The organism is Pseudomonas sp. JUb52, assembly GCF_004341115.1.
Classification (GTDB): Bacteria; Pseudomonadota; Gammaproteobacteria; order Pseudomonadales; family Pseudomonadaceae; genus Chryseomonas; species Chryseomonas oryzihabitans.
The window spans coordinates 98287-122544 of sequence record NZ_SLYS01000003.1 but is presented as its reverse complement, the minus strand read 5'-3'; the positions used below and the strand labels follow the sequence as shown (position 1 = coordinate 122544).

At 65.9% G+C, this 24258-nt stretch carries 17 protein-coding genes and 1 pseudogene; 12 read left to right on the top strand and 6 right to left on the bottom strand.

The window, feature by feature from the left end:
- The first annotated feature begins 264 nt into the window (after positions 1-264).
- The 3 genes from EC839_RS06210 to EC839_RS06200 all read left to right on the top strand — a co-directional run bounded on the left by EC839_RS06210 (position 265) and on the right by EC839_RS06200 (position 5927).
- A complete protein-coding gene (locus EC839_RS06210; RefSeq protein WP_007159301.1) occupies positions 265-681 on the top strand; it encodes an HIT domain-containing protein in 417 nt (138 codons plus the stop codon).
- Complete coding sequence (locus tag EC839_RS06205) at positions 678-887, top strand: SlyX family protein (protein ID WP_007159300.1); 210 nt, start codon at positions 678-680, stop codon at positions 885-887. The genes EC839_RS06210 and EC839_RS06205 overlap by 4 nt, the downstream gene beginning before the upstream one ends.
- Before the next feature lie 192 nt (positions 888-1079).
- Positions 1080-5927 (top strand): NAD-glutamate dehydrogenase, encoded by a 4848-nt coding sequence (locus EC839_RS06200; RefSeq protein ID WP_007159299.1) that lies wholly within the window; start codon positions 1080-1082, stop codon positions 5925-5927.
- 106 nt (positions 5928-6033) lie between these two features.
- On the opposite strand, the pseudogene EC839_RS06195 reads toward EC839_RS06200, so the two are convergent.
- Positions 6034-7059 (bottom strand): annotated as a pseudogene (locus EC839_RS06195) (alpha/beta fold hydrolase).
- Positions 7060-7273: 214 nt separating this feature from the next.
- On the opposite strand from EC839_RS06195, the gene EC839_RS06190 reads away from it, so the two are divergent.
- From EC839_RS06190 to EC839_RS06175, 4 genes are all read left to right on the top strand, one after another.
- Entirely contained in the window at positions 7274-9523 is a 2250-nt protein-coding gene (locus EC839_RS06190; RefSeq protein ID WP_007159297.1) for an ATP-binding protein, read from the top strand.
- 8 nt (positions 9524-9531) lie between these two features.
- Complete coding sequence (locus EC839_RS06185; RefSeq protein WP_007159296.1) at positions 9532-9993, top strand: response regulator; 462 nt, start codon at positions 9532-9534, stop codon at positions 9991-9993.
- A gap of 99 nt (positions 9994-10092) precedes the next feature.
- On the top strand, positions 10093-12504 hold the full coding sequence (locus EC839_RS06180) for a response regulator (protein WP_007159295.1): 2412 nt from the start codon (positions 10093-10095) through the stop codon (positions 12502-12504).
- Between the two features lie 27 nt (positions 12505-12531).
- Positions 12532-13101 (top strand): biliverdin-producing heme oxygenase, encoded by a 570-nt coding sequence (locus EC839_RS06175; RefSeq protein WP_177416692.1) that lies wholly within the window; start codon positions 12532-12534, stop codon positions 13099-13101.
- Between the two features lie 7 nt (positions 13102-13108).
- Here EC839_RS06175 and EC839_RS06170 read toward each other — a convergent pair whose 3' ends face one another.
- Positions 13109-13984 (bottom strand): hypothetical protein, encoded by an 876-nt coding sequence (locus tag EC839_RS06170; RefSeq protein ID WP_007159293.1) that lies wholly within the window; start codon positions 13982-13984, stop codon positions 13109-13111.
- A gap of 185 nt (positions 13985-14169) precedes the next feature.
- Between EC839_RS06170 and EC839_RS06165 the strand changes: the two genes are divergently transcribed.
- A complete protein-coding gene (locus EC839_RS06165) occupies positions 14170-15189 on the top strand; it encodes a quinone-dependent dihydroorotate dehydrogenase (RefSeq protein ID WP_007159292.1) in 1020 nt (339 codons plus the stop codon).
- A 119-nt stretch (positions 15190-15308) separates the two neighbouring features.
- On the opposite strand, the gene rmf is transcribed toward EC839_RS06165, so the two are convergent.
- Positions 15309-15524, bottom strand: coding sequence for a ribosome modulation factor (rmf, locus tag EC839_RS06160; RefSeq protein WP_007159291.1), 216 nt, complete (start codon positions 15522-15524; stop codon positions 15309-15311).
- 317 nt (positions 15525-15841) lie between these two features.
- Between rmf and rlmKL the strand changes: the two genes are divergently transcribed.
- The gene (gene rlmKL, locus EC839_RS06155; RefSeq protein WP_007159290.1) at positions 15842-18013 is read left to right on the top strand and encodes a bifunctional 23S rRNA (guanine(2069)-N(7))-methyltransferase RlmK/23S rRNA (guanine(2445)-N(2))-methyltransferase RlmL; all 2172 of its coding nucleotides are present in this window, start codon (positions 15842-15844) and stop codon (positions 18011-18013) included.
- A gap of 167 nt (positions 18014-18180) precedes the next feature.
- Positions 18181-19215, top strand: a complete 1035-nt coding sequence (locus EC839_RS06150; protein ID WP_007159289.1) for an acyltransferase — start codon at positions 18181-18183, stop codon at positions 19213-19215.
- On the opposite strand, the gene EC839_RS06145 is transcribed toward EC839_RS06150, so the two are convergent.
- Both EC839_RS06145 and EC839_RS06140 read right to left on the bottom strand, forming a co-directional pair.
- Positions 19209-20267 (bottom strand): oxidoreductase, encoded by a 1059-nt coding sequence (locus EC839_RS06145; protein WP_007159288.1) that lies wholly within the window; start codon positions 20265-20267, stop codon positions 19209-19211. The genes EC839_RS06150 and EC839_RS06145 overlap by 7 nt on opposite strands.
- An 81-nt stretch (positions 20268-20348) precedes the next feature.
- A complete protein-coding gene (locus EC839_RS06140) occupies positions 20349-20786 on the bottom strand; it encodes an HPF/RaiA family ribosome-associated protein (RefSeq protein WP_007159287.1) in 438 nt (145 codons plus the stop codon).
- A gap of 222 nt (positions 20787-21008) precedes the next feature.
- Here EC839_RS06140 and EC839_RS06135 point away from each other — a divergent pair, with 222 nt between their 5' ends.
- Positions 21009-22073, top strand: coding sequence for a diguanylate cyclase (locus EC839_RS06135; protein WP_007159286.1), 1065 nt, complete (start codon positions 21009-21011; stop codon positions 22071-22073).
- The gene (gene ybaK, locus EC839_RS06130; RefSeq protein WP_007159285.1) at positions 22070-22540 is read left to right on the top strand and encodes a Cys-tRNA(Pro) deacylase; all 471 of its coding nucleotides are present in this window, start codon (positions 22070-22072) and stop codon (positions 22538-22540) included. Before EC839_RS06135 ends, ybaK begins: the two co-directional genes overlap by 4 nt.
- 157 nt (positions 22541-22697) lie before the next feature.
- Here the strand turns inward: ybaK and xylB are convergent, their stop codons facing one another.
- Entirely contained in the window at positions 22698-24194 is a 1497-nt protein-coding gene (xylB, locus tag EC839_RS06125) for a xylulokinase (RefSeq protein ID WP_007159284.1), read from the bottom strand.
- Between the last annotated feature and the right edge of the window lie 64 nt (positions 24195-24258).

Below are 24258 nucleotides of genomic sequence, written 5' to 3'. Positions count from 1 at the left end.
TCAAAATTTTGCGTGTGATGAGCGGATTAACCGTGACTCTTAAGAAAGCTCTTTAAGAGTTCCCATCCGATCGTCGTACCCGGATCGTGATAGCAAAAAGCGTGCACAAACGCTCAACCCCTGAGCCCGCCTGTCTATCGCTGCTCCGCTTCCCGGGCAATGGGCAGTTTCGGAAGGGTTGGTTGCACCTTTGTGACACCAAAGGTTTCACTTGCACAAAGCTGTGCACACTTTTAGTGCCGACAGGTGTTGGCAGGAGATGAGATGTTCCAGATAGACCCACGGCTGGCCGGAGATACCCTGGAAGTCGCGTCCTTGACGCTCTGCCAGGTATTGCTGCTGAACGACAGGCGCTATGACTGGCTGGTGCTGGTACCCCGGCGCGAAAGTGTTACCGAGATCCTCGACCTGTCACCTCAGGACCAGGCACAACTGTGGCGAGAGGTGACACTTGTTGCCCAAGTGTTGCGCCACGCGCAGCCGGATCTAAAATTGAACATCGGTGCTCTGGGCAACGTCGTCAGGCAATTGCACCTGCATATCCTGCTGCGGCAGGAGGGCGATCCGGCCTGGCCCGGCCCGGTATGGGGGCACTCGCCACGCGAGCCCCATACCGCGGAAGCCGGCCATGCCGCTGCGGAACGCTGGCGGGTGCTGCTCGAAGAGGAGACACAGGCATGACCCTTGAAGACCGTATCGCCGACCTGGAAATGCGCCAGGCCTTCCAGGACGACACCATTCAGACCCTCAACGACATCATCGTCGAGCAGCAGCGGGCTCTGGATCGCTGCGCGGCCCAGATTCGCGTCCTGGCCGAGCGCCAGGCCGAGCTGCAGAGTTCGGGTGGCGGTGGTCTGCCGGACGAGGCGCCGCCACCGCACTATTGAGATCCGTTCCGCAGCTGAATCTTGTTGTCGCCCTGACGTACGTGCATAGCTGTCTTTGTTGGCTACTCTAGCCGCACTGCATCTTTGCACTTTTTTGGTGCAGTCCGGCCTCGTCCCCTGTGGAACTCGCTCCGGGAGAGGCCTGTCCTCTGCGGAGCGAAGCCCACAGCACCTTCAGGACGGAGTACGGTTATGGCGTTTTTCACCGCTGCCAGCCAAGCGGATTTCCAACAACAACTCAAGAATGTCCTCGCGGCCCATGTCGAAGGGGATACCCTCGAACAGCTGGAGCGCTTCACCGCCCAGTTCTTCGGCATCGTCCCGCTGGAAGAACTCACTCAGCGTCGGCTCTCCGATCTGGTCGGCTGCGTGCTGTCGGCCTGGCGTCTGCTGGATGTCTTCGATCCGTCCGAGCCGCGGGTCCAGGTCTTCAATCCGGATTACGAACGACACGGCTGGCAATCGAGCCACACCGTAGTCGAGGTGCTGCACGCCGATTCGCCTTTCCTGGTCGACTCGGTGCGCATGGAGCTCAATCGTCAGGGCTACAGCGTCCATACCCTGCAGAACAGTGTCCTCAGCGTGCGCCGGGATGCCCAGGGTCGCCTGCTCGAGTTGCTGCCCAAGGGGCAGCAGGGCGAAGGGGTGACCCGCGAAGCCCTGATGTTCCTCGAGATCGACCGCTGTGCCGCAACCAGCGAGTTGCGCGCCCTGGAGGCGGCGCTGCAGGAGATTCTCGGTGAGGTGCGCCTGACCGTCGGCGACTTTGCGGCCATGAAGGCCAAGGTCGCCGAGCTGCTGACCTGGTTGGATCGGCGTCCGGCTGGGGTGGAGGAGGGCGAACTGGCCGAGGTCAAGGCCTTCCTCGACTGGCTGCGCAACGACAGATTCACCTTCCTCGGCTACGAGGAATTCATCGTCGAAGGCGACGGCGAGACCGCGGTGCAACGCTATGTGCCGGACTCCCTGCTCGGCCTGTCGCGGCGCCTGCGCGGTCGCCCCGAGACCGCCGAGATCACCTTGTCCGGTGAACCGCTGCGCTATCTGCGTGAACCGGTGCTGCTGTCCTTCGCCAAGGCGGCCGACCCGAGCCGGGTGCATCGCCCGGCCTATCCCGATTTCGTTTCCCTGCGCGAAGTGGACGCCAGTGGCCGGGTGGTGCGCGAGCACCGCTTCATGGGCCTCTATACCTCCAGCGTCTACAACGACAGCGTGCGCGAGATTCCCTATATCCGCCGCAAGGTCGACGAGGTGCGCCGCCGGGCCGACTTCGACAGCAGCGCCCACCTGGGCAAGGAACTGGCCCAAGTCCTCGAAGGCCTGCCACGGGACGATCTGTTCCAGACCCCGGTGGACGATCTGTTCAGCACCTCCATGGCCATCGTGCAGATCCAGGAGCGCAGCAAGGTGCGCGTCTTCCTGCGCCGCGATCCCTATGGCCAGTTCTTCTATTGCCTGGCCTATGTGCCGCGCGACATCTATTCCACCGAAGTTCGCCAGCGCATGCAGCAGATCCTCATGGATCGCCTGCATGGCACCGACTGCGAATTCTGGACCTTCTTCTCCGAGTCCGTGCTGGCGCGGGTGCAGTTCATCCTGCGCGTCGATCCCCTGCAGCCGCAGGATGTCGATCCGGCGCGCCTGGAACAGGAAATGGTGCAGGCCTGCCGCAGCTGGAAGGACGACTTCGCCAGCCTGATGGTGGACAGCTTCGGCGAAGCCCAGGGCACCTCCATCCTCGCCGACTATCCGCTGGGCTTCCCGGCTGGCTATCGGGAGCGCTTCGCACCGCACCTGGCCGTGGTGGACATGCGTCACCTGCTGGCGCTGAACGACGAGCGCCGTCTGGCCATGGGCTTCTACCAGCCGCTGACCCAGACCGGCGACAACATCCTGCACTGCAAGCTCTATCACGCCGACACGCCCCTGGCGCTGTCAGACGTCCTGCCGATCCTGGAAAACCTCGGTCTGCGCGTGCTCGGCGAATTCCCCTATGAGCTGCGCCATCGCAATGGCCGCCGCTACTGGATCCATGACTTCGCCTTCACCACCGTGGCCGGCCTGGAGCTGGATCTGCAGCAACTCAACGACACCTTCCAGGACGCCTTCGTCCAGGTGGTGGACGGGCAGGCGGAAAACGACAGCTTCAATCGCCTGGTGCTGACCGCCGGGCTGCCCTGGCGGGACGTCGCGGTGCTGCGCGCCTATGCGCGTTACCTCAAGCAGATCCGCATCGGCTTCGACATCGGCTACATCGCCGCCACCCTCAACGCCCACGTCGACATCGCCCGGGAACTGGTGCGGCTGTTCCGCATGAAGTTCTACCTGGCGCGGCGCATGACCAGCGAAGACCTGGACGACAAGCAGCAGCGCCTGGAGCAGGCCATCCTCAGCGCCCTCGACGATGTCGCGGTGCTCAACGAGGACCGCATCCTGCGGCGCTATCTGGACCTGATCAAGGCGACCCTGAGAACCAACGTCTTCCAGACCGACGCTGCCGGCAAGCCCAAGGCCTACTTCAGCTTCAAGCTCGATCCCAAGGCCATTCCCGAGTTGCCACGGCCGGTGCCGCGCTACGAGATCTTCGTCTACAGCCCCCGCGTGGAAGGGGTGCACCTGAGATTCGGCAACGTCGCCCGCGGCGGCCTGCGCTGGTCGGATCGCGAGGAAGACTATCGCACCGAGGTGCTGGGCCTGGTCAAGGCGCAACAGGTCAAGAACTCGGTGATCGTCCCCGTGGGCGCCAAGGGCGGCTTCGTGCCGCGGCGTCTGCCCACCGGCGGTTCCCGCGACGACATCCAGGCCGAGGCCATCGCCTGCTACCGCATCTTCATCAGCGGTCTGCTGGACATCACCGACAACCTCAAGGACGGTGAAGTGGTCCCGCCGGCTGCCGTGGTGCGCTACGACGGCGACGACCCCTATCTGGTGGTGGCGGCCGACAAGGGCACCGCGACCTTCTCCGACATCGCCAACGGCATCGCCCAGGACTACGGCTTCTGGCTCGATGACGCCTTCGCCTCCGGTGGCTCGGCGGGTTATGACCACAAGAAGATGGGCATCACCTCGCGAGGCGCCTGGGTCAGCGTGCAGCGCCACTTCCGTGAGCGTGGCATCGACGTCCAGACCGATCCGGTCACCGTGGTGGGCATCGGCGACATGGCCGGCGACGTCTTCGGCAACGGCCTGCTGCGTTCGCGCAGCCTGGAGCTGGTGGCGGCCTTCAACCACCTGCACATCTTCATCGATCCCAATCCGGACGCCGAGCGCAGCTATGTCGAGCGCGAACGGCTGTTCAACCTGCCGCGGTCGAGCTGGACCGACTATGACGCCAGCCTGATCTCCCAGGGTGGTGGCATCTTCCCGCGCAGTGCCAAGCGCATCGCGATCAGCCCGGAGATGAAGGCGCGCTTCGATCTGCAGGCCGATCACCTGACGCCCAACGAGCTGATCAACGCCCTGCTCAAGGCGCCGGTGGATCTGATCTGGAACGGCGGCATCGGCACCTACGTCAAGGCCAGCTTCGAAAGCCACGCCGATATCGGCGACAAGGCCAACGACGCCCTGCGCGTGGACGGCTGCGACCTGCGTGCCAAGGTCATTGGCGAGGGTGGCAACCTGGGCATGAGTCAGCTGGCGCGGGTGGAATTCGGTCTGCACGGCGGCGCCTGCAACACCGACTTCATCGACAACGCCGGCGGCGTGGACTGCTCCGACCACGAGGTCAACATCAAGATCCTGCTGGGCGACGTGGTCTCCGCCGGCGACATGACCGTCAAGCAGCGCAACACCCTGATGGGCGAGATGACCGACGAGGTCGGCGAACTGGTGGTCGCCAACAACTACATGCAGACCGGTGCCCTGTCGCTGGCGGAATACCGGGCGCGGACGCACCTGGCCGAGTACCAGCGGCTGATCGTCGACCTGGAAGGACGTGGCAAGCTGGATCGCACCCTCGAATTCCTGCCCAGCGACGAGGTGCTCGCCGAGCGCGCGGCCAAGGAACAGGGACTGACCCGGGCCGAGCTGTCGGTGCTGATTTCCTACAGCAAGATCGATCTCAAGGAGCAGTTGCTGGCCTCTTCGGTGCCGGACGACGACTACCTCGCCCGGGACATGCAGGGTGCCTTCCCGCAGCGCCTGACCGAGCAGTTCCCCGAGGCCATGGCGCGCCATCGCCTCAAGCGCGAGATCGTCGCCAACCAGATCGCCAACGACCTGATCAACCACATGGGCATTACCTTCGTGCAGCGCCTGTGCGAATCCACTGGCATGAGCGCGGCCGATGTCGCCCGCGCCTATGTGGTGATGCGCGACGTCCTGCATCTGCCGCACTGGTGGCGTCAGGTGGAAGCCCTGGATCATCAGGTGCCCGCGGAGTTGCAACTGCGCCTGATGAGCGAGTTGATGCGGCTGGGCCGGCGGGCGACCCGCTGGTTCCTGCGCAGCCATCGCAGCGGCCTGGATGCCGGCGCCGTGGCGGCCTTCTTCGGGCCGCGCATCGCCGCCCTGGGGGTGCGCCTGGACGAACTGCTGCAGGGCGAGCCGCGCCAGGACTGGGAAGAGCGCTTCCGCGCCTATACCGAGGCGGGCGTGCCCGAACTGCTGGCGCGGGTCGTCGCCGGGACCAACCACATCTATACCCTGCTGCCGGTGATCCAGGCGGCGGAGGTCACCGCCCAGGATCCACTGGAAGTGGCGGCCACCTGGTTCGCCGCGGGTGATGTACTGGACCTGGCCTGGTACCAGCAGCAGCTCAACCAGCTGCCGGTGGCCAATGCCTGGCAGGCCCTGGCGCGCGAGGCCTTCCGCGACGAGGTGGATGTGCAGCAGCGCACCATCACCATCGCCATGCTCAACCTGAGCGAGGCGCCGAGCGATCCGGAAGCGCGGCTCTCGCTGTGGCTGGAGCGCCATCGAGCGGCCGTGGAGCGCTGGCGGGGGCTGCTGGTGGATCTGCGCAATGCCAGCGGTCAGGACTATGCGATGTACAGCGTCGCCAGTCGTGAACTGGCGGATCTGGCCAGCAGCAGCGCCTGAAGCAGGCGCTGCCCATGAATGGCGTTCGTGGGCAGCGTCGTCTGATAGGGCATGAAAAAGGCGGCGTACCCTCGGGTGCGCCGCCTTTTTCATAGTCCGGATTCGATCAAGGCTGGGGTTGTGTCGAGGGTGCCTTGAGGGCGCTCAGGCCCTGCAGCAGGGCCTGGTGAAAGCGCTCCGGCGCCTGCATCTGGGGCGCGTGGCCCAGGTCCTCGAATTCCACCAGGGTCGCCCGGGGGATGCGCCGCGCCGCTGCCTTGCCCAGTTCGGGATAGTGACCCAGCTGCGCCTTGATGGCGGCCGGCGCGGCGTCCTTGCCGATGGCGGTGGTATCACGCTGGCCGATCATGAGCAGGGTGGGCACGCGCAACCGGGCGAATTCGTAGACCACCGGCTGGCTCTAGATCATGTCGTAGATCAGCGCCGAATTCCACGCGACCCTTTCCTTGCCGGGGCCGTTGTTGAGACCGGCGAGCATCGTCACCCAGCGTTCGTAGGCCGGGGACCACTGGCCGGCGTAGTAGGTGCTGCGCTCGTAGTCGCGGATGCCGTCGGCGGAGGTCTTCAGCTCCCGGGCGTACCACTGGTCGACGCTGCGATAGGGTACGCCCAGGGCCTTCCAGTCCTCGAGGCCAATGGGGTTGACCAGCACCAGCTGTTCGGTGGCCTCGGGATAGAGCAGGGCGTAGCGGGTCGCGAGCATGCCGCCGGTCGAATGGCCGATCAGGGTCGCCCGGGCGATGCCCAGGTGGTCGAGCAGCGCCCGGGTATTGGCGGCCAGTTGCTGGAAGCTGTACTGATAGTGGGCTGGCTTGCTGGATTTGCAGAAACCGATCTGGTCCGGGGCCACGATCCGATAGCCGGCAGCGCTCAGCACCTGGATGCTCTGCGCCCAGGTGCCGGCGCAGAAGTTCTTGCCGTGCAACAGCGCCAGGGTCCGGCCGTTCGGTTTTCCGCTCGGCGCGACGTCGAGATAGGCCATTTCCAACGGTTGGCGCTGGGAGTCGAAGCTGAAGGTCTTGACCGAATAGTCGTAGTCGAAGCCTTCGAGACGTTCGCCGTAGAGGGGCTCGGCCTGACTGAGCGGACTCAGTAGCAGGGCGGCCAGGGGGAGGGCGCGGCGCAAGGACATGGGCAGGATCCTGGGGCTAAACCAGCTCCGACCGAAGGCCGACGGAGAAGATTCCAACCCGCGGCGAGAGAGTGTCGCCGCGCATGTCGCTGTTCAGGCTGCGCGCCGTTTCGCTTCGCCTCCTGCCCAGGGTCTGATAGTCTGAATGACCTTTGTTTCCGTTTCGGCGCACCGCTTTCCCTGCGCTTCTTTCCGATCACATGAGGTTCCCGGTTTGGCGCTCGAGTCACCCTCCAAGACGCAGCCCGACGCTCTGGCCGATTGCGCCAACGAGCCGATCCATATTCCCGGCAGTATCCAGGAACATGGCTTCCTGTTCGCCGTGGAAGAGCCGGATCTGCGCATCGTCCAGGCCAGTGCCAACGTCCGCGAGTACCTCGGGGTCGCCGTGGAGGAGGTGCTGGGTCGCACCCTCGGCGAATTGCTGCCGGAACGGGATCTGCCGGCCATGCTCGGTGCTCTGACCCAGGAAGAGCAGAACCCCATCTATCAGGGTGATGTGACCCTGGGGCCGCGGCAGCAGACCTTCGCGCTGTTCATGCACCGCTTCGGCGGGGTGCTGATCGTCGAATTCGAGGCGCCGGTGGACAGCCGCCTTGGCCTCAATACCCTCTATCCCATGGTGCGGGTGTTCATCGAACAGCTGCATCAGGCCGAAACCGTCGACGCCATCGCCAAGCTCGCGGTACGCGAAGCCAAGCGTATTTCCGGTTTCGACCACACCATGATCTATCGCTTCGACGAGGACGGTCATGGGCAGGTGCTGGCCGAGGAGTGCGATCCCGGGGTACCCAGCTATCTGGGCCTGAGATTTCCCGCTTCGGACATTCCCGCCCAGGCGCGTCGCCTGTACCTGGCCAACCGCATCCGGGTGATCGGCAACGCCTACTACCAGCCCTCGCCGTTGCAGCCGCAGACCAATCCGCTGACCGGGCAGCCGCTGGATCTCAGCTTCGCGCAGCTGCGCAGCGTGTCGCCGGTGCACCTGCAGTACATGAGGAACATGGGCACCCTGGCGTCCATGTCCATCTCCATCGTGGTCGGTGATCGCCTCTGGGGCCTGGTGCTCTGCCACGACCGTCAACCCCAGCGGGTGTCCTTCCAGACGCGTACCGCCTGCGAGCTGTTCGGCCGGGTGCTGTCGCTGCAGATCGATGCCGCCGAGACCCATGCGGAATCCGATCGCCGGCTGGCGCTGCGCCAATCCATGGTGCAGATGCTCTCGACCATGGCCGACCGCGACAGCGTCTGCCAGGGACTATTGGAGCTGCCGCAGGTCTTTCTGGATTTCGCCCGGGCGCAGGGCGCCGCCATCATCTCCTCCGACGGGACCGAGCTAATCGGCCAGGTACCGCCGCGCGAGGTGGTGGACAGCCTGGTCGAGTGGCTGTCGGTCAACGTCAAGGACCACTTCGTCACCGACAACCTGGCCAAGGACATCGCCGAGCTCCCCCAGCTGGCCCAGCATGCGGCCGGGGTGCTCGCCGTCCCTATTTCCGAATTGCATTCCCACTACCTGATCTGGTTCCGCAGCGAACTGGTGCAGGTGGTCAACTGGGCCGGCCGGCCGACCAAGCAGGAAGGCAGCGACGGGCGCCTGTCGCCCCGACAGAGCTTCGTGCTCTGGCAGGAGACGGTACGGGGGCTGTCGCTCCCCTGGTCGCCGCTGGAGCTGGAAAGCGCCATCGAATTGCGCAACGCGGTGCGCGGGATCGTCCTGCGCAAGGCCGAGGAGATGGCCGAGCTGGCCGAGGAGCTGCAGCGCAGCAACAAGGAACTGGCGGCCTTCTCCTACAGCGTGTCCCACGACCTGCGGGCGCCGCTACGCCACATCGCCGGCTATGCCGAGCTGCTGGGCGACATCGAGGGCGGCAAGCTGTCGGACCGGGGGCGGCGCTTCCTGGAGAACATCGGTTCGTCGGCGCGCTTCGCCGGCAGCCTGGTCGACAACCTGCTGAGCTTCTCGCAGATGGGGCGGGCCGCGATCCGCTATTCCGACGTCAATCTCACCGCCCTGGTGGAAGCCATCCGCGAAGAGATGGCGCCGGACTATGCCGAGCGGCAGGTGGAGTGGCACATCGGCCCCCTGCCTGTCGTCATCGCCGATGCCGCCTTCGTCCATCTCGCCTTGCGCAATCTGCTGGCCAATGCCATCAAATACAGTCGCTACGAAGAGCCGGCAGTGATCGAGATCGGCACCTTGCCGAGCGATTCCGAGGACATCATCTTTGTCCGGGACAACGGCGTCGGTTTCAACATGGATTATGTAGGCAAGCTGTTTGGCGTCTTCCAGCGCCTGCACCATGCCGATGAGTTCGAAGGGGTCGGCATCGGTCTGGCCAGTGTCAGACGCATCATCGAGCGCCATGACGGTCGCGTCTGGGCCGAGGGTGCCATCGGCGAGGGCGCGACCTTCTATTTCGCCCTTCCCAAACAACGACCGTCGCCGGTACACAAAAGGTAGTTCTATTCATGCTCAAACCCATTGTGCTGGTCGAAGACAATCCGCACGATCTGGAGCTTACCCTGGTGGCTCTGGAGCGCAGCCAGTTGGCCAACGATGTCGTGGTCCTGCGTGACGGCGCCGAAGCGGTCGATTACCTGTTGCGCCGCGAGCCCTATGCCGATCGCGAGCCGGGCAATCCCGCCGTGATGCTGCTGGATCTCAAGCTGCCCAAGGTCGATGGCCTCGAGGTGCTGGACCTGGTGCGTGGTACCCCGGAGCTGTGCAGCATCCCCGTGGTCATGCTGACGTCGTCGCGGGAGGAGCCCGATCTGGAAAAGGCCTACGAACTGGGCGTGAACGCCTACGTGGTCAAGCCGGTCGAATTCCGTGATTTCGTTGCCGCGATCAGTGACCTCGGCGTGTTCTGGGCCGTACTCAACGAGCCGCCGCCAGGATCGCGCCGTGTCGCCAGGCGCATTGGCCGTTAGCGAGTGAAGATAAGTGCATCCGTATCCAGTCATCCGCGACCGGCAGATATGCGCGACCCGGCTCCCCTGAGCGAACAGATCCAAGGCCGACGTCCGTTTATGCCCCTCTCGAAACAGATCAAGATCCTCCTGGTAGAGGACAGCAAGCTCGACGCCGAGCTGATCCTGATCGAGCTGGAAAGGCACGGCTTCGAGCTGCAATCCAAGATCGTCTACGAGCGTACCGGTCTCACCCTGGCCCTGAGCCAGCAGACCTACGACATCATCCTTTCCGACATCATCCTGCCGGGCTTCTCCGGCGCCGAGGCGCTGCGCGTGGCGCGGGCGCTGGCACCGGAAACGCCCTTCATCTTCGTCTCTGGCATCTTCGGTGAGGTGCACGCCGTGGAGATGATGCGCCTGGGTGCCAACGACTATGTGCTCAAGCAGAGCATGGAACTCCTGGCCAAGGCCGTCGAGCGGGCGCTGCTGGTGGTGCACGAGCGCCGCGAGCGGCGCCGCGCCGAAGAGGCCCTGCACAGCCTGGAGGTCAGATCCCGCCTGGCGATGGACGCCTCCCGCCTGGGCATGTGGGAATATCTGCCGGCCAGTCGTACCCTGATCTGGGATGAGCGCTGCAAGGCCATGTTCGGCCTGCCAGCCGATGCGGTGGTCGATCTCGAGGTTTTCGAACGGCTGTGCGGCAGCGATGGCCTCGAGCGCTTTCTGCATACGGTCCGCCAGGCGAGCGCCGATGAGCGCGACGACGACTACCGCAGCGAATACCGCATTCGTCTGGACAACGGCGCCCAGCGCTGGGTCGAGACCCGCGGCCAGCCCTTCTTCGACGCCGGCGTCTGCACCCGCTTTTTGGGCGTGATGCTCGACATCACCCAGCAGCGCGATGCCGCGGAAAAGCTCGAGCGGCTCAACGTCAGTCTTGGCGAGCGCGTTGAAGAGCGTACCCGGGAGCGCGATCGGACCTGGGACCTCACTCGCGATCTGCTGCTGGTGTGCAAGCCCGATGGCACCCTGGTGGCGCTCAACCCGGCCTGGGAAGAAAACCTGGGCTGGTCGCGGGTGGAGTTGCTGGACTCCTCGCTGCTGGCGCTGGTGCATCCCGACGAGCGCTTCATCACCGACAACGAACTCAAGCAGTTGGCCACCGGCGCGACCAGCCAGCGCTTCGTCAACCGCATCCGCCATCGTGACGGCAGCTATCGCTGGATTTCCTGGACGGCGGTACCGGATGCCGGCATGACCTATTGCTCCGGGCGCGACATCTCCTCGGAAGTCCTGGCGATGGAAGAGCTGGCGGCAGCGAACCGCCAGCTGCGCGAGCAGATTGACGAGCGCGAGCGGGTCGAGGCGACCCTGCAGCAGATGCAGCGGCTGGAAGCCGTGGGTCAGCTCACGGCGGGCGTGGCCCATGACTTCAACAACCTGCTCACCGTGGTGCTCAGCAGCGCCAGCTTCCTTGAGCGCGACCTGACGCGCCTGGCGGCCAGCGACAAGACCCAGGGGCGGGTGCAGAACATCCGCGAAGCGGGCGAGCGGGGCGCTAAGCTCACCGCCCAGCTGCTGGCCTTTTCCCGTCGCCAGCGACTGGCGCCCAAGCCGGTCAAGCTCAACGAAACCGTCGAGGGCATGCTGGAGCTGCTGCGCAGTACCATGGGCGGCAGCGTCTGGATCGAGACCCACCTGCGCGCCGATTGCTGGCACGCCCTGGTCGACCCGACCCAGATCGAACTCATCATCCTCAACCTGGCGATCAATGCCCGGGATGCCATGGCGGTCGGCGGCACCCTGCGCCTGAGTACCTCCAACCAGACCATCAGCGAGCCGCCCCAGCGTCCGGAAGAGCCCGAGCCGGGCGAATACGTGCTGCTGGCGGTGCAGGATTCCGGCACCGGGATGAGCGAAGAGGTGCTGGCCAAGGCCTTCGAACCCTTCTTCACCACCAAGGAGGTGGGCAAGGGCTCCGGTCTGGGCCTGGCCCAGGTGTTCGGCTTCGCCAAGCAGTCCGGTGGCGGGGTCCGCATCGAGACGGAGATGGGCAGTGGCACCACGGTGCTGGTCTATCTGCCGCGTACCGAGGCGGAGGATGCCCAGGATCCGATCGGGCTGCCGGCCCTGGGGCGCGACGAGCAGGCTGCCGAGCGCCGCATCCTGCTGGTCGACGACGACCACGCGGTACGCAACGTGACCGCCGCGCTGCTGGCCGATCTCGGCTATCAGGTGGTGGAGGCCAGCAATGGCTTCGCCGCCCTGAGTGCTCTGGAGCGCGATCCCCAGATCGATCTGCTGCTGGCGGATTTCGCCATGCCCGGCATGAACGGTGCCGAACTGGCCCGACAGGTGCGCAAGCGGCTGCCGCAGTTGCCGGTGGTCTTCATCACCGGCTATGCCGAACTGGGCGAACTCGATCCCGAACAATCCTTCATCGTTCCCAAGCCCTTTCGCGAGGCCGACCTGGCAGCCCGGCTGCAGGCCGCCCTGCGCGGCGAGAAGCCCCAGCCTTCGCCGCTCTGAAGGCCGGCGCCAACTTGAGGTATTTGCGTGTCCTCCATCCGTGAAATGTTGCGCGCCGAGGGCGGTGCCCTGCACGAGCAGGTCGATGCGACCTTTGGCCGCTATGCGCTGCAGACCCGGCTGCATTACACCGCCTTTCTGCAGGCCCATGCCCAGGCCCTGATCGGTCTGGAAGACCTGCTGGAGCGCTCCGGCATCCAGCGCCTGCTGCCCGACTGGGCGGAGCGCCGCCGCACCGGGGTGCTGGCAGAGGATCTGCAGCGCCTGGACGCAGAGCAGCCCGAACCCGTCGTCCTCGAGCGCCTGCTCGACGAAGGCGAGTGCTGGGGGGTGGCCTATGTCCTCGAAGGGTCTCGGCTGGGGTCGCGAATGCTGGATCGCCATGCCGGCGAGAGTGCCGACGAGGCGGTGCGCGACGCCCGGGCCTATCTGGGCCACGTGCCGCCCAAGGGCGCCTGGCCAGGCTTTCTGCAGCGTCTGGATGAGGCGGGCAGCGATGCGCGCCTGCATCCGGCGATGCTGGCCGGCCAGCGGCTGGCCTTCGAGGTCTTTCTGGCGGCGGGGCAGCGACATGCGCCGGCGGTAGCCGCCCCCTGAGCGGTTTCTAGAGCGCCTGCAGGTGGCCGATCACCTCGGCAGCGCCCAGGCGTTCGAGAATCTCGCTGAGGACCCGGGTGCTCGCCACCTCGCTGGGCAGCAGCAACCACTCCAGATCCTGGCCCGGGGCGGGCAGTGGCAGGCGCGCATAGTCGAGCTTCAGGCCCAGCAGCACCTGGATGAAATCAGGGTGGTTCCAGACCGCATTGGGCAGGGCATAGACTGCGAAAGCCTCCTGCAGGCGGTCGATGGCAGCCGGATCCAGGCGCAGGCACTGGATCTGCGCCGGCACCTCCACGGCGATCCCGCGGATGCGGGCGTAGGCGATGATGCTGGCGAAGGCGAGGGTGGTGGCCGTATCGTTTTCCAGGAACAGTCGGGTACCCCGCCAGCTGGCCTGGCGCAGACGCAGGGGCTGTTCCGCAGACAGGTTCGGCAAGGTGCGATAGAGCGCCGCCTGGAAATCCCGATAGCCGATGATCCGCACCTGCTCGCGCGCTGCGGGCAGGGCGGCCAGTTCCTCCAGCTGTATCGCCGTATCGAGCGTGCTGTCGCCGAGGCGCTGGCAGAGGCCATCGATGGCACGCAGGTCGAGGGCGGCGGCCTGCAGCGTATCGGCGACCACCAGCTGACTGAGCAGGGCATGGGCGTGGCCCTTGATCTCCTGGGTCGGCCCGGACAAGGCGGCGCGGGGCAGGCCGAGCAGCAGGTGCAGCGGATGGCCTTCATCCCACCAAAGGCTGTCGGTAGGCGCGGGCAAGGGGACGAAGGCGTCGGCCAGGCGTTCCAGGCAACGCTGGATCCGGCGGCTGGCCAGGGAGGGATGCAGATGCAAGGCCAGCGAAGACCAGGGGCTGCCCAGGAGGTTGGCACTGTTGCTCATGAGGTCTCCAGGGCGGATAGGAACTGCACGACCGAGTCTAGCGTGGCAAAGACCGCGCTATCGTCAAATGATTCCCGAAAGGTAGGATCTTTTGTGCGAGTGACCGTTCGCCTCCGGAGCGAGCGACGTATGGCCGGTGGCAAGCCTGTATAATGCGCGCTTTCCGAATCGCCTGTGAGTCCGCCATGTACGACGCGCTCCGTCCTCTGCTCTTCAAAATGTCTCCCGAAGGATCGCACGATCTGGCGCTTGACCTGATCGGTGCCGCGGGTCGTCTGGGCCTGACCGGGCTCGGCCGGCGGCCGGGTCGGCTGCCGGTCCAGGTCATGGGCCTGGAGTTTCCCAATCCTGTGGGCCTGGCCGCCGGACTCGACAAGAACGGCGCCGCCATCGACGGCTTCGCCGGCCTGGGTTTCGGCTTCATCGAGATCGGTACCGTGACGCCGCGGCCGCAGCCAGGCAATCCCAAGCCGCGGCTGTTCCGCCTGGAGCAGGCCGACGCCATCATCAACCGCATGGGTTTCAACAATGCGGGCGTGGATGCGCTGATCGAGCGGGTCAAGGCCGCACGCTTCCGGGGCGTACTGGGGATCAACATCGGCAAGAATGCCACTACTCCGGTGGAGCGGGCGGTGGACGACTACCTGATCGGTCTGGACCGGGTCTATGCCCATGCCAGCTACATCACGGTGAACGTCAGCTCGCCCAATACGCCCGGCCTGCGCAGCCTGCAATTCGGCGATGCGCTCAAGAGCCTGCTGGAAGCCCTGCGCCAGCGCCAGGAAGACCTGGCGGTCCAGCACGGCCGCCGCGTGCCCATCGCCATCAAGATCGCCCCGGACCTGACCGATGAGGAGATCGTGCTGACCGCCCAGGCGATTCGCGATGCCGGGATGGACGCCATCATCGCCACCAACACCACCCTGGGTCGCGAAGGAGTGGAGAATCTGCCCTATGCCGCCGAAGCCGGCGGTCTGTCGGGCGCCCCGGTACGCGAGAAGAGCACCCATGTGGTGCGGGTGCTGGCTGGCGAGCTGGGTGGTCGGCTGCCGATCATCGCGGCGGGCGGGATCCTGTCGGGGGAGGATGCGGCGGAAAAGATCGCGGCGGGCGCCAGTCTGGTGCAGCTCTACAGCGGCTTCATCTATCGCGGACCGGCCTTGATCCGCGAAGCCGTGGATGCCATCGCGGCAGCGCGTCCCTGAGGGGGAGGGGGCTCGCTGGGAGCCCCCGTGGGACCGGGTCCCTGATCCTGGGAGAGGATCTGACTGGAAAACAACCAGAACGCTATGGGAAGCCCTGGGCTTCCGCTAGTGAAATCGAATTAGCCTACGGCTTGAAGTTGATTCATGCGTTGAAGACCGGCGGTGCCTACGTAGCCGTCCCATTGGTCGCTACGGCCCTCACGCCAGCCATTGAGCCAGGCCTGCCGGACGGCGTCCTGGGTGAAGGGGCAAAGGTCCCGCGATTTGCCCACGATGCCGTGCTGATAACCACGCTGGAAAGCTCGTTCCATTGGATCACGCTTGAGTCTTCTCATAGGGTAGTGCCCTCGTAGGTTGACTTGCAGATTGTCCATGGCCCGTTGCAGGCCTGGATGCCAGAGCCGGCGTCCTGACATCCGCCCCGCACCTTCGCGCTGCGGGTGGTCAATTACTAACCAATGGCGCTCTGGCTGGGAACGACCTTTTAGCTATAAGCCGTAATCAAATCGAAATGAAATGGCGATAAACCGCCGCTGGAATGCCGTCACTGCGGCTTGTTGAGACGCAGTCAAACTTTCACGCAAGGGGCTGTCCTCACCGGTCAATCCGACCAAAGGCAGAAAGTTCCTTGCGCTAACCTATGGATTCAACGATGTCCGCGATGCAACAACTCATCCTCACCTGTCCCAAGGGACTCGAGACCCTGCTGCTGGAAGAGGCCCAGGGCCTCGGCTTGCAGGAAGCCCGCAGCCAGACCGCGGCGGTGCGCGGCGAAGCCAGTCTCGCGGATGCCTACCGCCTGTGCCTCTGGTCGCGCCTGGCCAACCGGGTGCTGCTGGTGCTGGCGCGCTTCCCGGTGGAAGACCCCCAGGGGCTGTACCTGGGCGTGCATGGCGTGGAATGGGAAGAACACCTGGCGCCCACCGGCACCCTGGCGGTGGGCTTCAGCGGCCAGGGCGCGGGCATCGACAACACCCATTTCGGTGCCCTCAAGGTCAAGGACGCCATCGTCGACCGCCTGCGCGAGCGCACCGGGCAGCGGCCCACGGTGGACAAGATCGCCCCGGACTTGCGCGTCCACCTGCACTTGGAGCGCGGCCAGGCCATCCTCTCGCTGGATCTCTCCGGTCAGAGCCTGCACCAGCGTGGCTATCGCCTGCAGCAGGGCGCGGCGCCGCTCAAGGAAAACTTGGCGGCCGCGGTACTGATCCGTGCCGGCTGGCCGGCCCTGGCCGCGGCCGGTGGCGCCCTGGCCGACCCCATGTGTGGGGTGGGCACCTTCCTGGTCGAGGCCGGCTTGATGGCGGCGGACATCGCCCCCAACCTGCGCCGCGAGCGCTGGGGCTTTTCCGGCTGGCTGGGCCATGTGCCCGCCCTCTGGCAGCAACTGCACCAGGAGGCTGAAGCGCGAGCCACTGCGGGCCTGGCCAGGACGCCGGTCTGGATCCGCGGCTACGAAGCCGATCCGCGGCTGATCCAGCCGGCGCGCAACAACATCGAGCGGGCCGGGCTGTCCGAGTGGATCAAGGTCTACCAGGGCGAGGTCGCCAGCTTCGAGCCGCGTCCGGACAAGGGCCAGACCGGCCTGGTGATCTGCAACCCGCCCTATGGCGAGCGCCTGGGTGACGAAGCCAGCCTACTGTACCTCTACCAGAATCTCGGCGAGCGCCTGCGCCAGGCCTGCCTGGGCTGGCGTGCAGGGGTCTTTACCGGCGCGCCCGAGCTGGGCAAGCGCATGGGCATCCGCAGTCACAAGCAATACGCCTTCTGGAATGGCGCCTTGCCCTGCAAGCTGCTGATGTTCGAGGTGGAGACCCGCCAGTTCGTCACCGGCAGTCGCAGTGGCGAACGCCCGGCCAATGCCCAGGCGGCGGAGCCGGCCAAGCTCAGCGAAGGCGGGCAAATGTTCGCCAATCGGCTGCAGAAGAATCTCAAGCAGCTCGGCAAGTGGGCCCGCAGCCAGGGCGTGCAGTGCTATCGCCTGTATGACGCCGACATGCCCGAGTACGCGGTAGCGGTGGATCTCTATGGCGATCGCGTGCACGTGCAGGAATACGCACCGCCGCGCTCCATCGACCCGGACAAGGCCCAGGCGCGCCTGCTCGACGCCCTGGCCGCCATTCCCCAGGCGTTGAACATCGATCCGTCACTGGTGGTGGTCAAGCGCCGTGAGCGGCAGAGCGGCACCAAGCAGTACGAACGCCAGGCCGCCCAGGGTGAATTCCTGCAGGTGGAAGAAGCGGGCGCCAAGCTGCTGGTCAACCTCACCGACTACCTGGATACCGGGCTGTTCCTCGATCACCGTCCGCTGCGTCTGCGGCTGCGCCAGGAAGCCCAGGGCAAGCGCTTCCTCAATCTGTTCTGCTACACCGGCGCCGCCACGGTGCAGGCGGCAGTGGGCGGGGCACGCAGCACCACCAGCGTCGACCTCTCGCGCACCTACCTGGACTGGGCCCGGCGCAACCTGGCGCTCAACGGCTTTTCCGAGCGGCACCGCCTGGAACAGGGCGATGTCCTACACTGGCTGGAAAACGATCGCGGTGAGTACGATCTGATCTTCGTCGACCCGCCGACCTTCTCCAACTCCAAGCGCCTGGAAGGGGTGTTCGACGTCCAGCGCGATCATGTCGCCCTGCTCGACTCGGCCATGGCCCACCTGAGTCGCAACGGCGTGCTGTATTTCTCCAACAACTTCCGCAAGTTTGAATTGGATGCGAGTCTCGCCGAGCGCTATCGCGTCGAAGAGATCAGCGCCAGCACCCTGGATCCGGATTTCGCGCGCAATCCCAAGATCCACCGCGCCTGGCGGTTCAGCCTGCAATGAGGTCAGCCGCCTGAACTGCCGCTGAACGGGTCGGGCATCGAGCCGGTCAGCCTGTGAACCGGCGCAATCCAGCCTTTTCCCACGAACGCCCCAGCAGCCCATGCCGTCCACAATGACGGCGCAGCGCTGGGTCGTGCCTGGCGGGACGAGGAGGGAAAGGTTCTACGATGCTGGTTTCACTGCAGGCTCTCAGGGCCCTGGCCGCCTGGCTGGTGGTCTTCCATCACTTCATGCAGGTGTTCTTCGATTTCCACGCCGACAGCCTCGGCGGCCATCTGCTCTCCACCCGGGGACAGGTCGGGGTCGACATCTTCTTCGTGCTCAGCGGCTTCGTGATCCACCTGTCCACCGCGGGCCGACCGCTCAGGCGCAGTACCTTCCTCTGGCACCGCATCGCCCGCATCGTCCCGGCCTACTGGCTGTACACCGCGGTGACGGCGCTGATCCTCTATCTCGCCAGCGACGTGATGCCGATCTATGGGGTCGCCGCGCGCGAATTGCTGCTCTCGCTGTTCTTCATTCCCAGCGAGAATCCGGCGGGCTTCGGCCACTATCCGATCCTGCCGGTGGGCTGGACGCTCAACTTCGAGATGCTGTTCTACCTGCTGTTCGCCCTGTCCTTTGGCGTGGCCGAGCGCTGGCGCATCGGGGTGGTCAGCCTGCTGGTGATCCTGGTCAGCCTGGTGCTGGCCCGGGAGTCCTTTGTCAGCAGCTTCTATCGCAATCCGATCATCTTCGAATTCCTGCTGGGCGTGAGCCTGGCGGCGCTCTATCGCCGTGGCGCCCTGCGCGGACCCAAACCCCTGGCCCTGGTGGCGGCCCTGGCGGCACTGACCTGCCTGGTGGCCTTTCCCGCCGATCATCCCTGGCGCCTGCTGACCTGGGGCGTGCCCAGTGCGGTACTGGTCGGCGCCTGCGTGATCCTCGAACCCTGGTTCGCCGGCTCGCGGCTGTGCAAGGCGCTGGGCGACTGGTCCTATTCGGTCTATCTGGTGCACGTGATCGTGCTCTGGCTGGGCGACTACTGGCTGCACCAGCAGTGGGGCTTCAGCCCCTACCAGACCCTGATGGTCTGCCTGCCGGTGATCCTGCTGCTGGCCTGGGCCAGCTACGAGTGGATCGAGCGCCGCCTGTCGCGCACCCTGCGCCAGCTGGGCGAGCGCCTGGCCGGACGGCGCCCGCAGTGGGTGGCCGGTCAGTAGGCCGCGCGTTCCGCCGCGCTGAGTTCGGGCATCAGCGCTCGACCTTCCGCCGAGGAACGCTGCGCCGCTTCCAGCAGGGCCATGAGGGCGCAAGCCTGGGCCGGGCTGACGGGATTGCCGGCGCGACCGGCGAGGGCTTCGACCAAGGCGAGGTAGTAGCGACGGTGATCGCCCGCCGGCGTCGGCAGGGCCTGGCGCTCGCCGCTGGCGTCGATCAGCCAGCCCGGATCCGGATCCTGGCCCCAGTCGGGACCACCGGGGCGCACGCCGGCCTTGAGCGCGTCCTCCTGGCGATCCGCGCCTTGCTTGATCCAGCTGGCCGCGGTGCCCTGCGCCAGAAAGCGCGGCACGCCACCGGCGGCCAGCATCCCGGCTCTCAGGGTCACCTGGCGAGCGCCGTAGTCCAGCTGCACCTGGAACCAGTCGTCGGTGAGGGCGCCGGGTCGTTGCCGCACCAGCTGCGCCTGCAGGCGCTCGGGCAGGCCGAACAGGCAGAGCGCCTGATCCAGCAGATGGGGACCGAGATCGAACCAGAGGCCACTGCCGGGCAGCGCGGCTTCGCGCCAGCGCGTCCGCACCTCGGGACGAAAGCGCTCGATACGGGATTCCAGGCTGGTCAACTCACCCAGGGCGCCGCTGGCCAGGACTGCCTGCAAGCCGAGGAAATCGCTGTCCCAGCGACGATTCTGGAACACCGACAGCAACCGGCCAGCCTGTTCGGCTTCCGCGGCCAGTTGCCGAGCTTCGGCCAGGGTCACGGTAAAGGGCTTGTCGACCACCACGTGCTTGCCGGCGGCCAGGGCGGCGCTGGCGAGGGGCGCATGGGTCTGGTTGGGTGAGGCGATCACCACCAGGTCGATGGCCGGATCCCTCACGGCCGCCAGGTAATCCACGGTGACGCGCACCCCGGGCAGATCGGCCTGCACACGTGCGGCATCCCGTGAGGCCACCAAATCCAGGGAGAGCCCGGGGATGGAGCTCAGCAGGGGGCCATGAAAAGTCTGACCGACGAAGCCGTAACCGATCAGGGCGACGCGAAAGGGGGAGGGCATGGGGCTTCCTTGTGCCGGGGTGGAAAACAGCGAGGCCGCTCAGGGAGCGGCCTCGGTTGAACGCTAGCGTCTAACGGCGCATCACTTCAACTGGTGATCGTGAGCCAGTTGCTCCCGTTCGAGGAATTCGTCCTGCCGCAGCGAGTCCTGGAATTCTTCGGAATCTTCCAGGGCCAGGGGGTCGTTGAGTTCACCGCCCGACAGCCGCTTCTTTTCCAGCTTGCCGGAGAGGTTGCTGATGGCCCGGTGCAGCTTGTCGGCTGCGCCATCCACCGCCTGTTCCAGGGATTCGGCCTTGTGCGTCACCGAAAGCGGCTGATGGCCCTTGATGCGGGCCTCCATCTGGCACCGCTTGTCCTGGGCGCCCGATTTGCCAGCGTTCTCGTCGTTGAGGTGCACCTCGACGCGAGTCAGGAGTTCGTCGAAGCGATCCAGGCGGTCTTCCACCACGGACGCCACCCAATTCTGCAAACCGGCGCTGCCTTCGATGTTGTGGTCACTGTTGACTTGGACTTGCATGCGGCTTCCTCTTTTTGACGGGCCTGACCATTGGATGAGGCCGGTCAGGCCGAGGTTCAAGGCTGTTCGTCCGGTGTGCGTGTCACCCGATGTTTCCTTCTGGCAGTGTCTAGGGGCGTCGTAAGGTTCGGAACACGACGTTCAGGTCGCGGTCGCTGGCGTTTTGCCCTTGTCCACTGATAATGCGCGACCTTTCATCGTCCGTCGCAGTGGGGATCGTCAATGCCAGATGTGCTCACCCGTGGCCGCAATTTTGCCCGGCGGCTCTGGCTACCCCGTGCGATTGGTCTGCTGCTCAGCCTGAGTTGCATCGTGTCGGTGCAGCTCACCCAGCCGGTGTCTCTCGGGCTGTGGATCCTGCTCTTGGCCAATGCCCTGTGCTGGTCGCCGCTGGCCTACTGGCGCGCCGTCCGCGCGCGCGATCCCTATCGCACCGAACTGGGCAACCTGCTGCTGGACTGTGGCTCGGCCGGCTTCTGGGCGGCGAGCATGGGCTTCAATCTGCTGCCCAGCGCGACGCTGCTCGCCATGACCGGTCTCAACATGCTCGGCGCCGGTGGCCTGGCCTTCTGGCGCCGCGGGCTGCTCGCCCAACTGCTGGGCATCCTGGTCGGCCTCGTGGTGCTGCGCCACCCGGTCGCCATCGAGACCTCCACCGCGCAGATCTATGCCTGCCTGCCGATGATCATCGCCTATCCCTGGGCCCTGGGCCTGGTGAGCTTTCGCCTGGCGCAGCAGTTGTCGCGGCGCCAGCAGGAGCTGGAGCTGATCAGCAAGCAGGATGGCATGACCGGGCTGCACAACAGAACCCACTGGGATCAGTTGGTGCAGCGGGAATTCGCCCGCTGCAAACGCAGCGGCGCCGCGGCCAGCCTGGTGATGATCGACCTGGACAACTTCAAGCTCATCAACGACCGCTTCGGCCATCAGGCCGGCGACGAGATGCTGCGCCAGTTTTCCGGTCTGCTGGCGCGCACCATCCGCACCAGCGATCTCGCCGGTCGTTTTGGTGGCGATGAATTCGGTATCCTCCTGCCCGATACCTCGCCCGAGCGGGCCCTGGATCTGATCCGGCGGCTGCAGGAGCGTCTGCACGAAATGCAGGCAGGCGGCCCCGGCGACCGCCAGAATGTGCGCGTCGGCCTGAGCTGCGGCATCGCCGGCTTCGACCGTGCCTACGATGACGTCGCCCACTGGTTGCAGGCAGCCGACTTCGCCCTTTACCGGGCCAAGGCGCAGGGCCGCGGGCGGGCGGAGGTGGCCGATCCCCAAGGAGTGCTGGCATGACCCCGGCGATAGAACTGCTCAAGAAGAGCCAGGTGCCCCACGAGGTACTGAGCTACCACCATGACCCCAAGGCCGCCTCCTATGGCCTGGAAGCTGCCGAGAAACTCGGTCTGGCACCGGAGACGGTATTCAAGACCCTGCTGGCGGCAAGCGAGAAACAGGAATTGCTGGTGGCCATCGTGCCCGTCGCCGGCACCTTGGATCTCAAGGCCCTGGCCCAGGCGGCCGGGGTGAAGAAACTGGAGATGGCCAAGCCCGACCAGGCCCAGCGCAGCACCGGCTACCTGGTGGGCGGCATCAGCCCGCTGGGGCAGAAGAAGCGGCTGCGCACCTTCATCGATGACTCCGCGGCGGTGTTGCCGAGCATCCATGTCAGTGCCGGACGCCGGGGGCTGGAAGTCGCCCTGGCCCCGGCGGACCTCGCCCGCTTGCTGGACGCGCCCTTCGTACCGATCGGCAAGGCCTGAGCGCCTGCCTGTCGGGTAGGGTGGAAAACCGCGTAGCGTTTTCCACGCGCCATCAGGCTGGTGGACAAGGCTGCGCCGTTGTCCACCCTATGACGGGTTGGTTGCCGAATTTCAGCAGGTTGGAAAACCGCCTGGCGTTTTCCACCCTCTCTATCCGCTAGGCGATCCCGTAGCTCTCGCGCAATTGCTGGCGATAGCGCTGGTAGGCCGCCTCGTACTCGGCGGCCCGCGCCGGGTCCGGTTCGGCACGGCTGGCCGGGTCGAGGTGCACGCAGCGCTCGGTGAGGCTGTCGAGCGACTCCGGGCGGCCCTGCTCGCGACTCCAGCACCAGGCGGCCTGCAAGGCGCCGCCCAGGGCCGCGGCTTCGCCGTGCACCGGGCAGACCACCGGGGTGTTCATCAGGTCGGCGATCAGCTGCCGCCACACCGGGCTCCTGGCGCCGCCGCCGATGAGTCTGAGGGTGTCGCCGGGCATGCCCAGGTCGCGCAGCAGATCGAAGCCGTATCTCAGGGCGAAGCTCACCCCCTCGACCACCGCCCGGCACAGGTTGGCGCGGGTCAGGTTGGTGGCGGTGAGGCCGTGCAGGCTGGCGGTGGCGGTCGGTAGCGCCGGGACCCGTTCGCCATTGAGGAAGGGCAGCATCAGTACCCCTTCCGCGCCGATGGGCGACTCCGCCACCAGACGGGTGAATTCCGCCAGGTCCAGGCCGAGCAACTCGCGGATCTGGCCGCTGGCATTGGTCAGGTTCATGGTGCAGATCAGCGGCAGCCAGCCGCCGTTGGACGAGCAGAAGCCCGCCACGGCGGGATGGTCGCTGATGCGAGGTTCGTCGGAATACCCATAGAGGGTGCCCGAGGTGCCCAGGCTCAGGGTGATCTGGCCGGCGCGGCTATTGCCGGTGCCCAGGGCGCCCATCATGTTGTCGCCGCCGCCGCTGGAGACCAGGGCCTGGGGATTGATGCCCAGTTGGCTGGCGACCTCCGGCCGCAGCCTTCCGACCGGCTGGTCGGCTTCGATCAGCGCCGGCAGGGCGCGTTCCAGGCGCCCACTGGGATCGATGTGGCGCAGCAGTTCCAGGTCGTACTGGCGCGTCCGCACATTGAAATAGCCGGTTCCCGAGGCGTCGCCGTACTCGGCCACGGCGCGTCCGGTCAGCCAGAAATTCAGGTAATCGTGGGGCAGCAGCACCTGGGCGATCTGGTCGAACACCTCCGGGTGCTGTTCCTTGGTCCAGAGCAGCTTGGAGACGGTGTAGCCCGGCGCGATGGCCAGGCCCAGGCGCTCGATGGAGCCTTCCACGCCATCCAGGTGTTCCAGCAGGCGCTGGTTTTCCGGGGTGGACTCGGTGTCGCACCAGAGCTTGGCCGGCCGCAGGACCTTGCCGCTGTCGTCGAGCAATACCAGACCATGCTGCTGGCCGGAGACGCCGACGCCGAAGATGTCCTGGCCATCGCTGCCGGCCTGCGCCAGGGCGGCGCGGGTGGCCGCCACCAGGGCCCGGATCCAGTCCGCCGGATTCTGCTCGCGGCGGCCATTGGCGCCCTCGGTCAGGGGGTGAGGCGCACTTCCTTCACCCAGTACCACCCCGCGCTCGACATCCAGGATCACCGCCTTGGTGCCCTGGGTGCCGCAGTCTATCCCGAGAAACTTCATGCCTGGCCGCTCCTTGTTGTTGTTTGGGCTCGTATTGATCATCGACGCTGCCCAGGCAGCTTTT

Bases quoted from the DNA above. Each gene is read 5' to 3' on its own strand.
- EC839_RS06210 (WP_007159301.1), top strand. From the start codon at position 265: ATGTTCCAGATAGACCCACGGCTGGCCGGAGATACCCTGGAAGTCGCG.
- EC839_RS06205 (WP_007159300.1), top strand. From the start codon at position 678: ATGACCCTTGAAGACCGTATCGCCGACCTGGAAATGCGCCAGGCCTTC.
- EC839_RS06200 (WP_007159299.1), top strand. From the start codon at position 1,080: ATGGCGTTTTTCACCGCTGCCAGCCAAGCGGATTTCCAACAACAACTC.
- EC839_RS06185 (WP_007159296.1), top strand. From the start codon at position 9,532: ATGCTCAAACCCATTGTGCTGGTCGAAGACAATCCGCACGATCTGGAG.
- EC839_RS06180 (WP_007159295.1), top strand. From the start codon at position 10,093: ATGCCCCTCTCGAAACAGATCAAGATCCTCCTGGTAGAGGACAGCAAG.
- EC839_RS06170 (WP_007159293.1), bottom strand. From the start codon at position 13,984: ATGAGCAACAGTGCCAACCTCCTGGGCAGCCCCTGGTCTTCGCTGGCC.
- EC839_RS06165 (WP_007159292.1), top strand. From the start codon at position 14,170: ATGTACGACGCGCTCCGTCCTCTGCTCTTCAAAATGTCTCCCGAAGGA.
- rmf (WP_007159291.1), bottom strand. From the start codon at position 15,524: ATGAGAAGACTCAAGCGTGATCCAATGGAACGAGCTTTCCAGCGTGGT.
- rlmKL (WP_007159290.1), top strand. From the start codon at position 15,842: ATGTCCGCGATGCAACAACTCATCCTCACCTGTCCCAAGGGACTCGAG.
- EC839_RS06150 (WP_007159289.1), top strand. From the start codon at position 18,181: ATGCTGGTTTCACTGCAGGCTCTCAGGGCCCTGGCCGCCTGGCTGGTG.
- EC839_RS06145 (WP_007159288.1), bottom strand. From the start codon at position 20,267: ATGCCCTCCCCCTTTCGCGTCGCCCTGATCGGTTACGGCTTCGTCGGT.
- EC839_RS06140 (WP_007159287.1), bottom strand. From the start codon at position 20,786: ATGCAAGTCCAAGTCAACAGTGACCACAACATCGAAGGCAGCGCCGGT.
- EC839_RS06135 (WP_007159286.1), top strand. From the start codon at position 21,009: ATGCCAGATGTGCTCACCCGTGGCCGCAATTTTGCCCGGCGGCTCTGG.
- ybaK (WP_007159285.1), top strand. From the start codon at position 22,070: ATGACCCCGGCGATAGAACTGCTCAAGAAGAGCCAGGTGCCCCACGAG.
- xylB (WP_007159284.1), bottom strand. From the start codon at position 24,194: ATGAAGTTTCTCGGGATAGACTGCGGCACCCAGGGCACCAAGGCGGTG.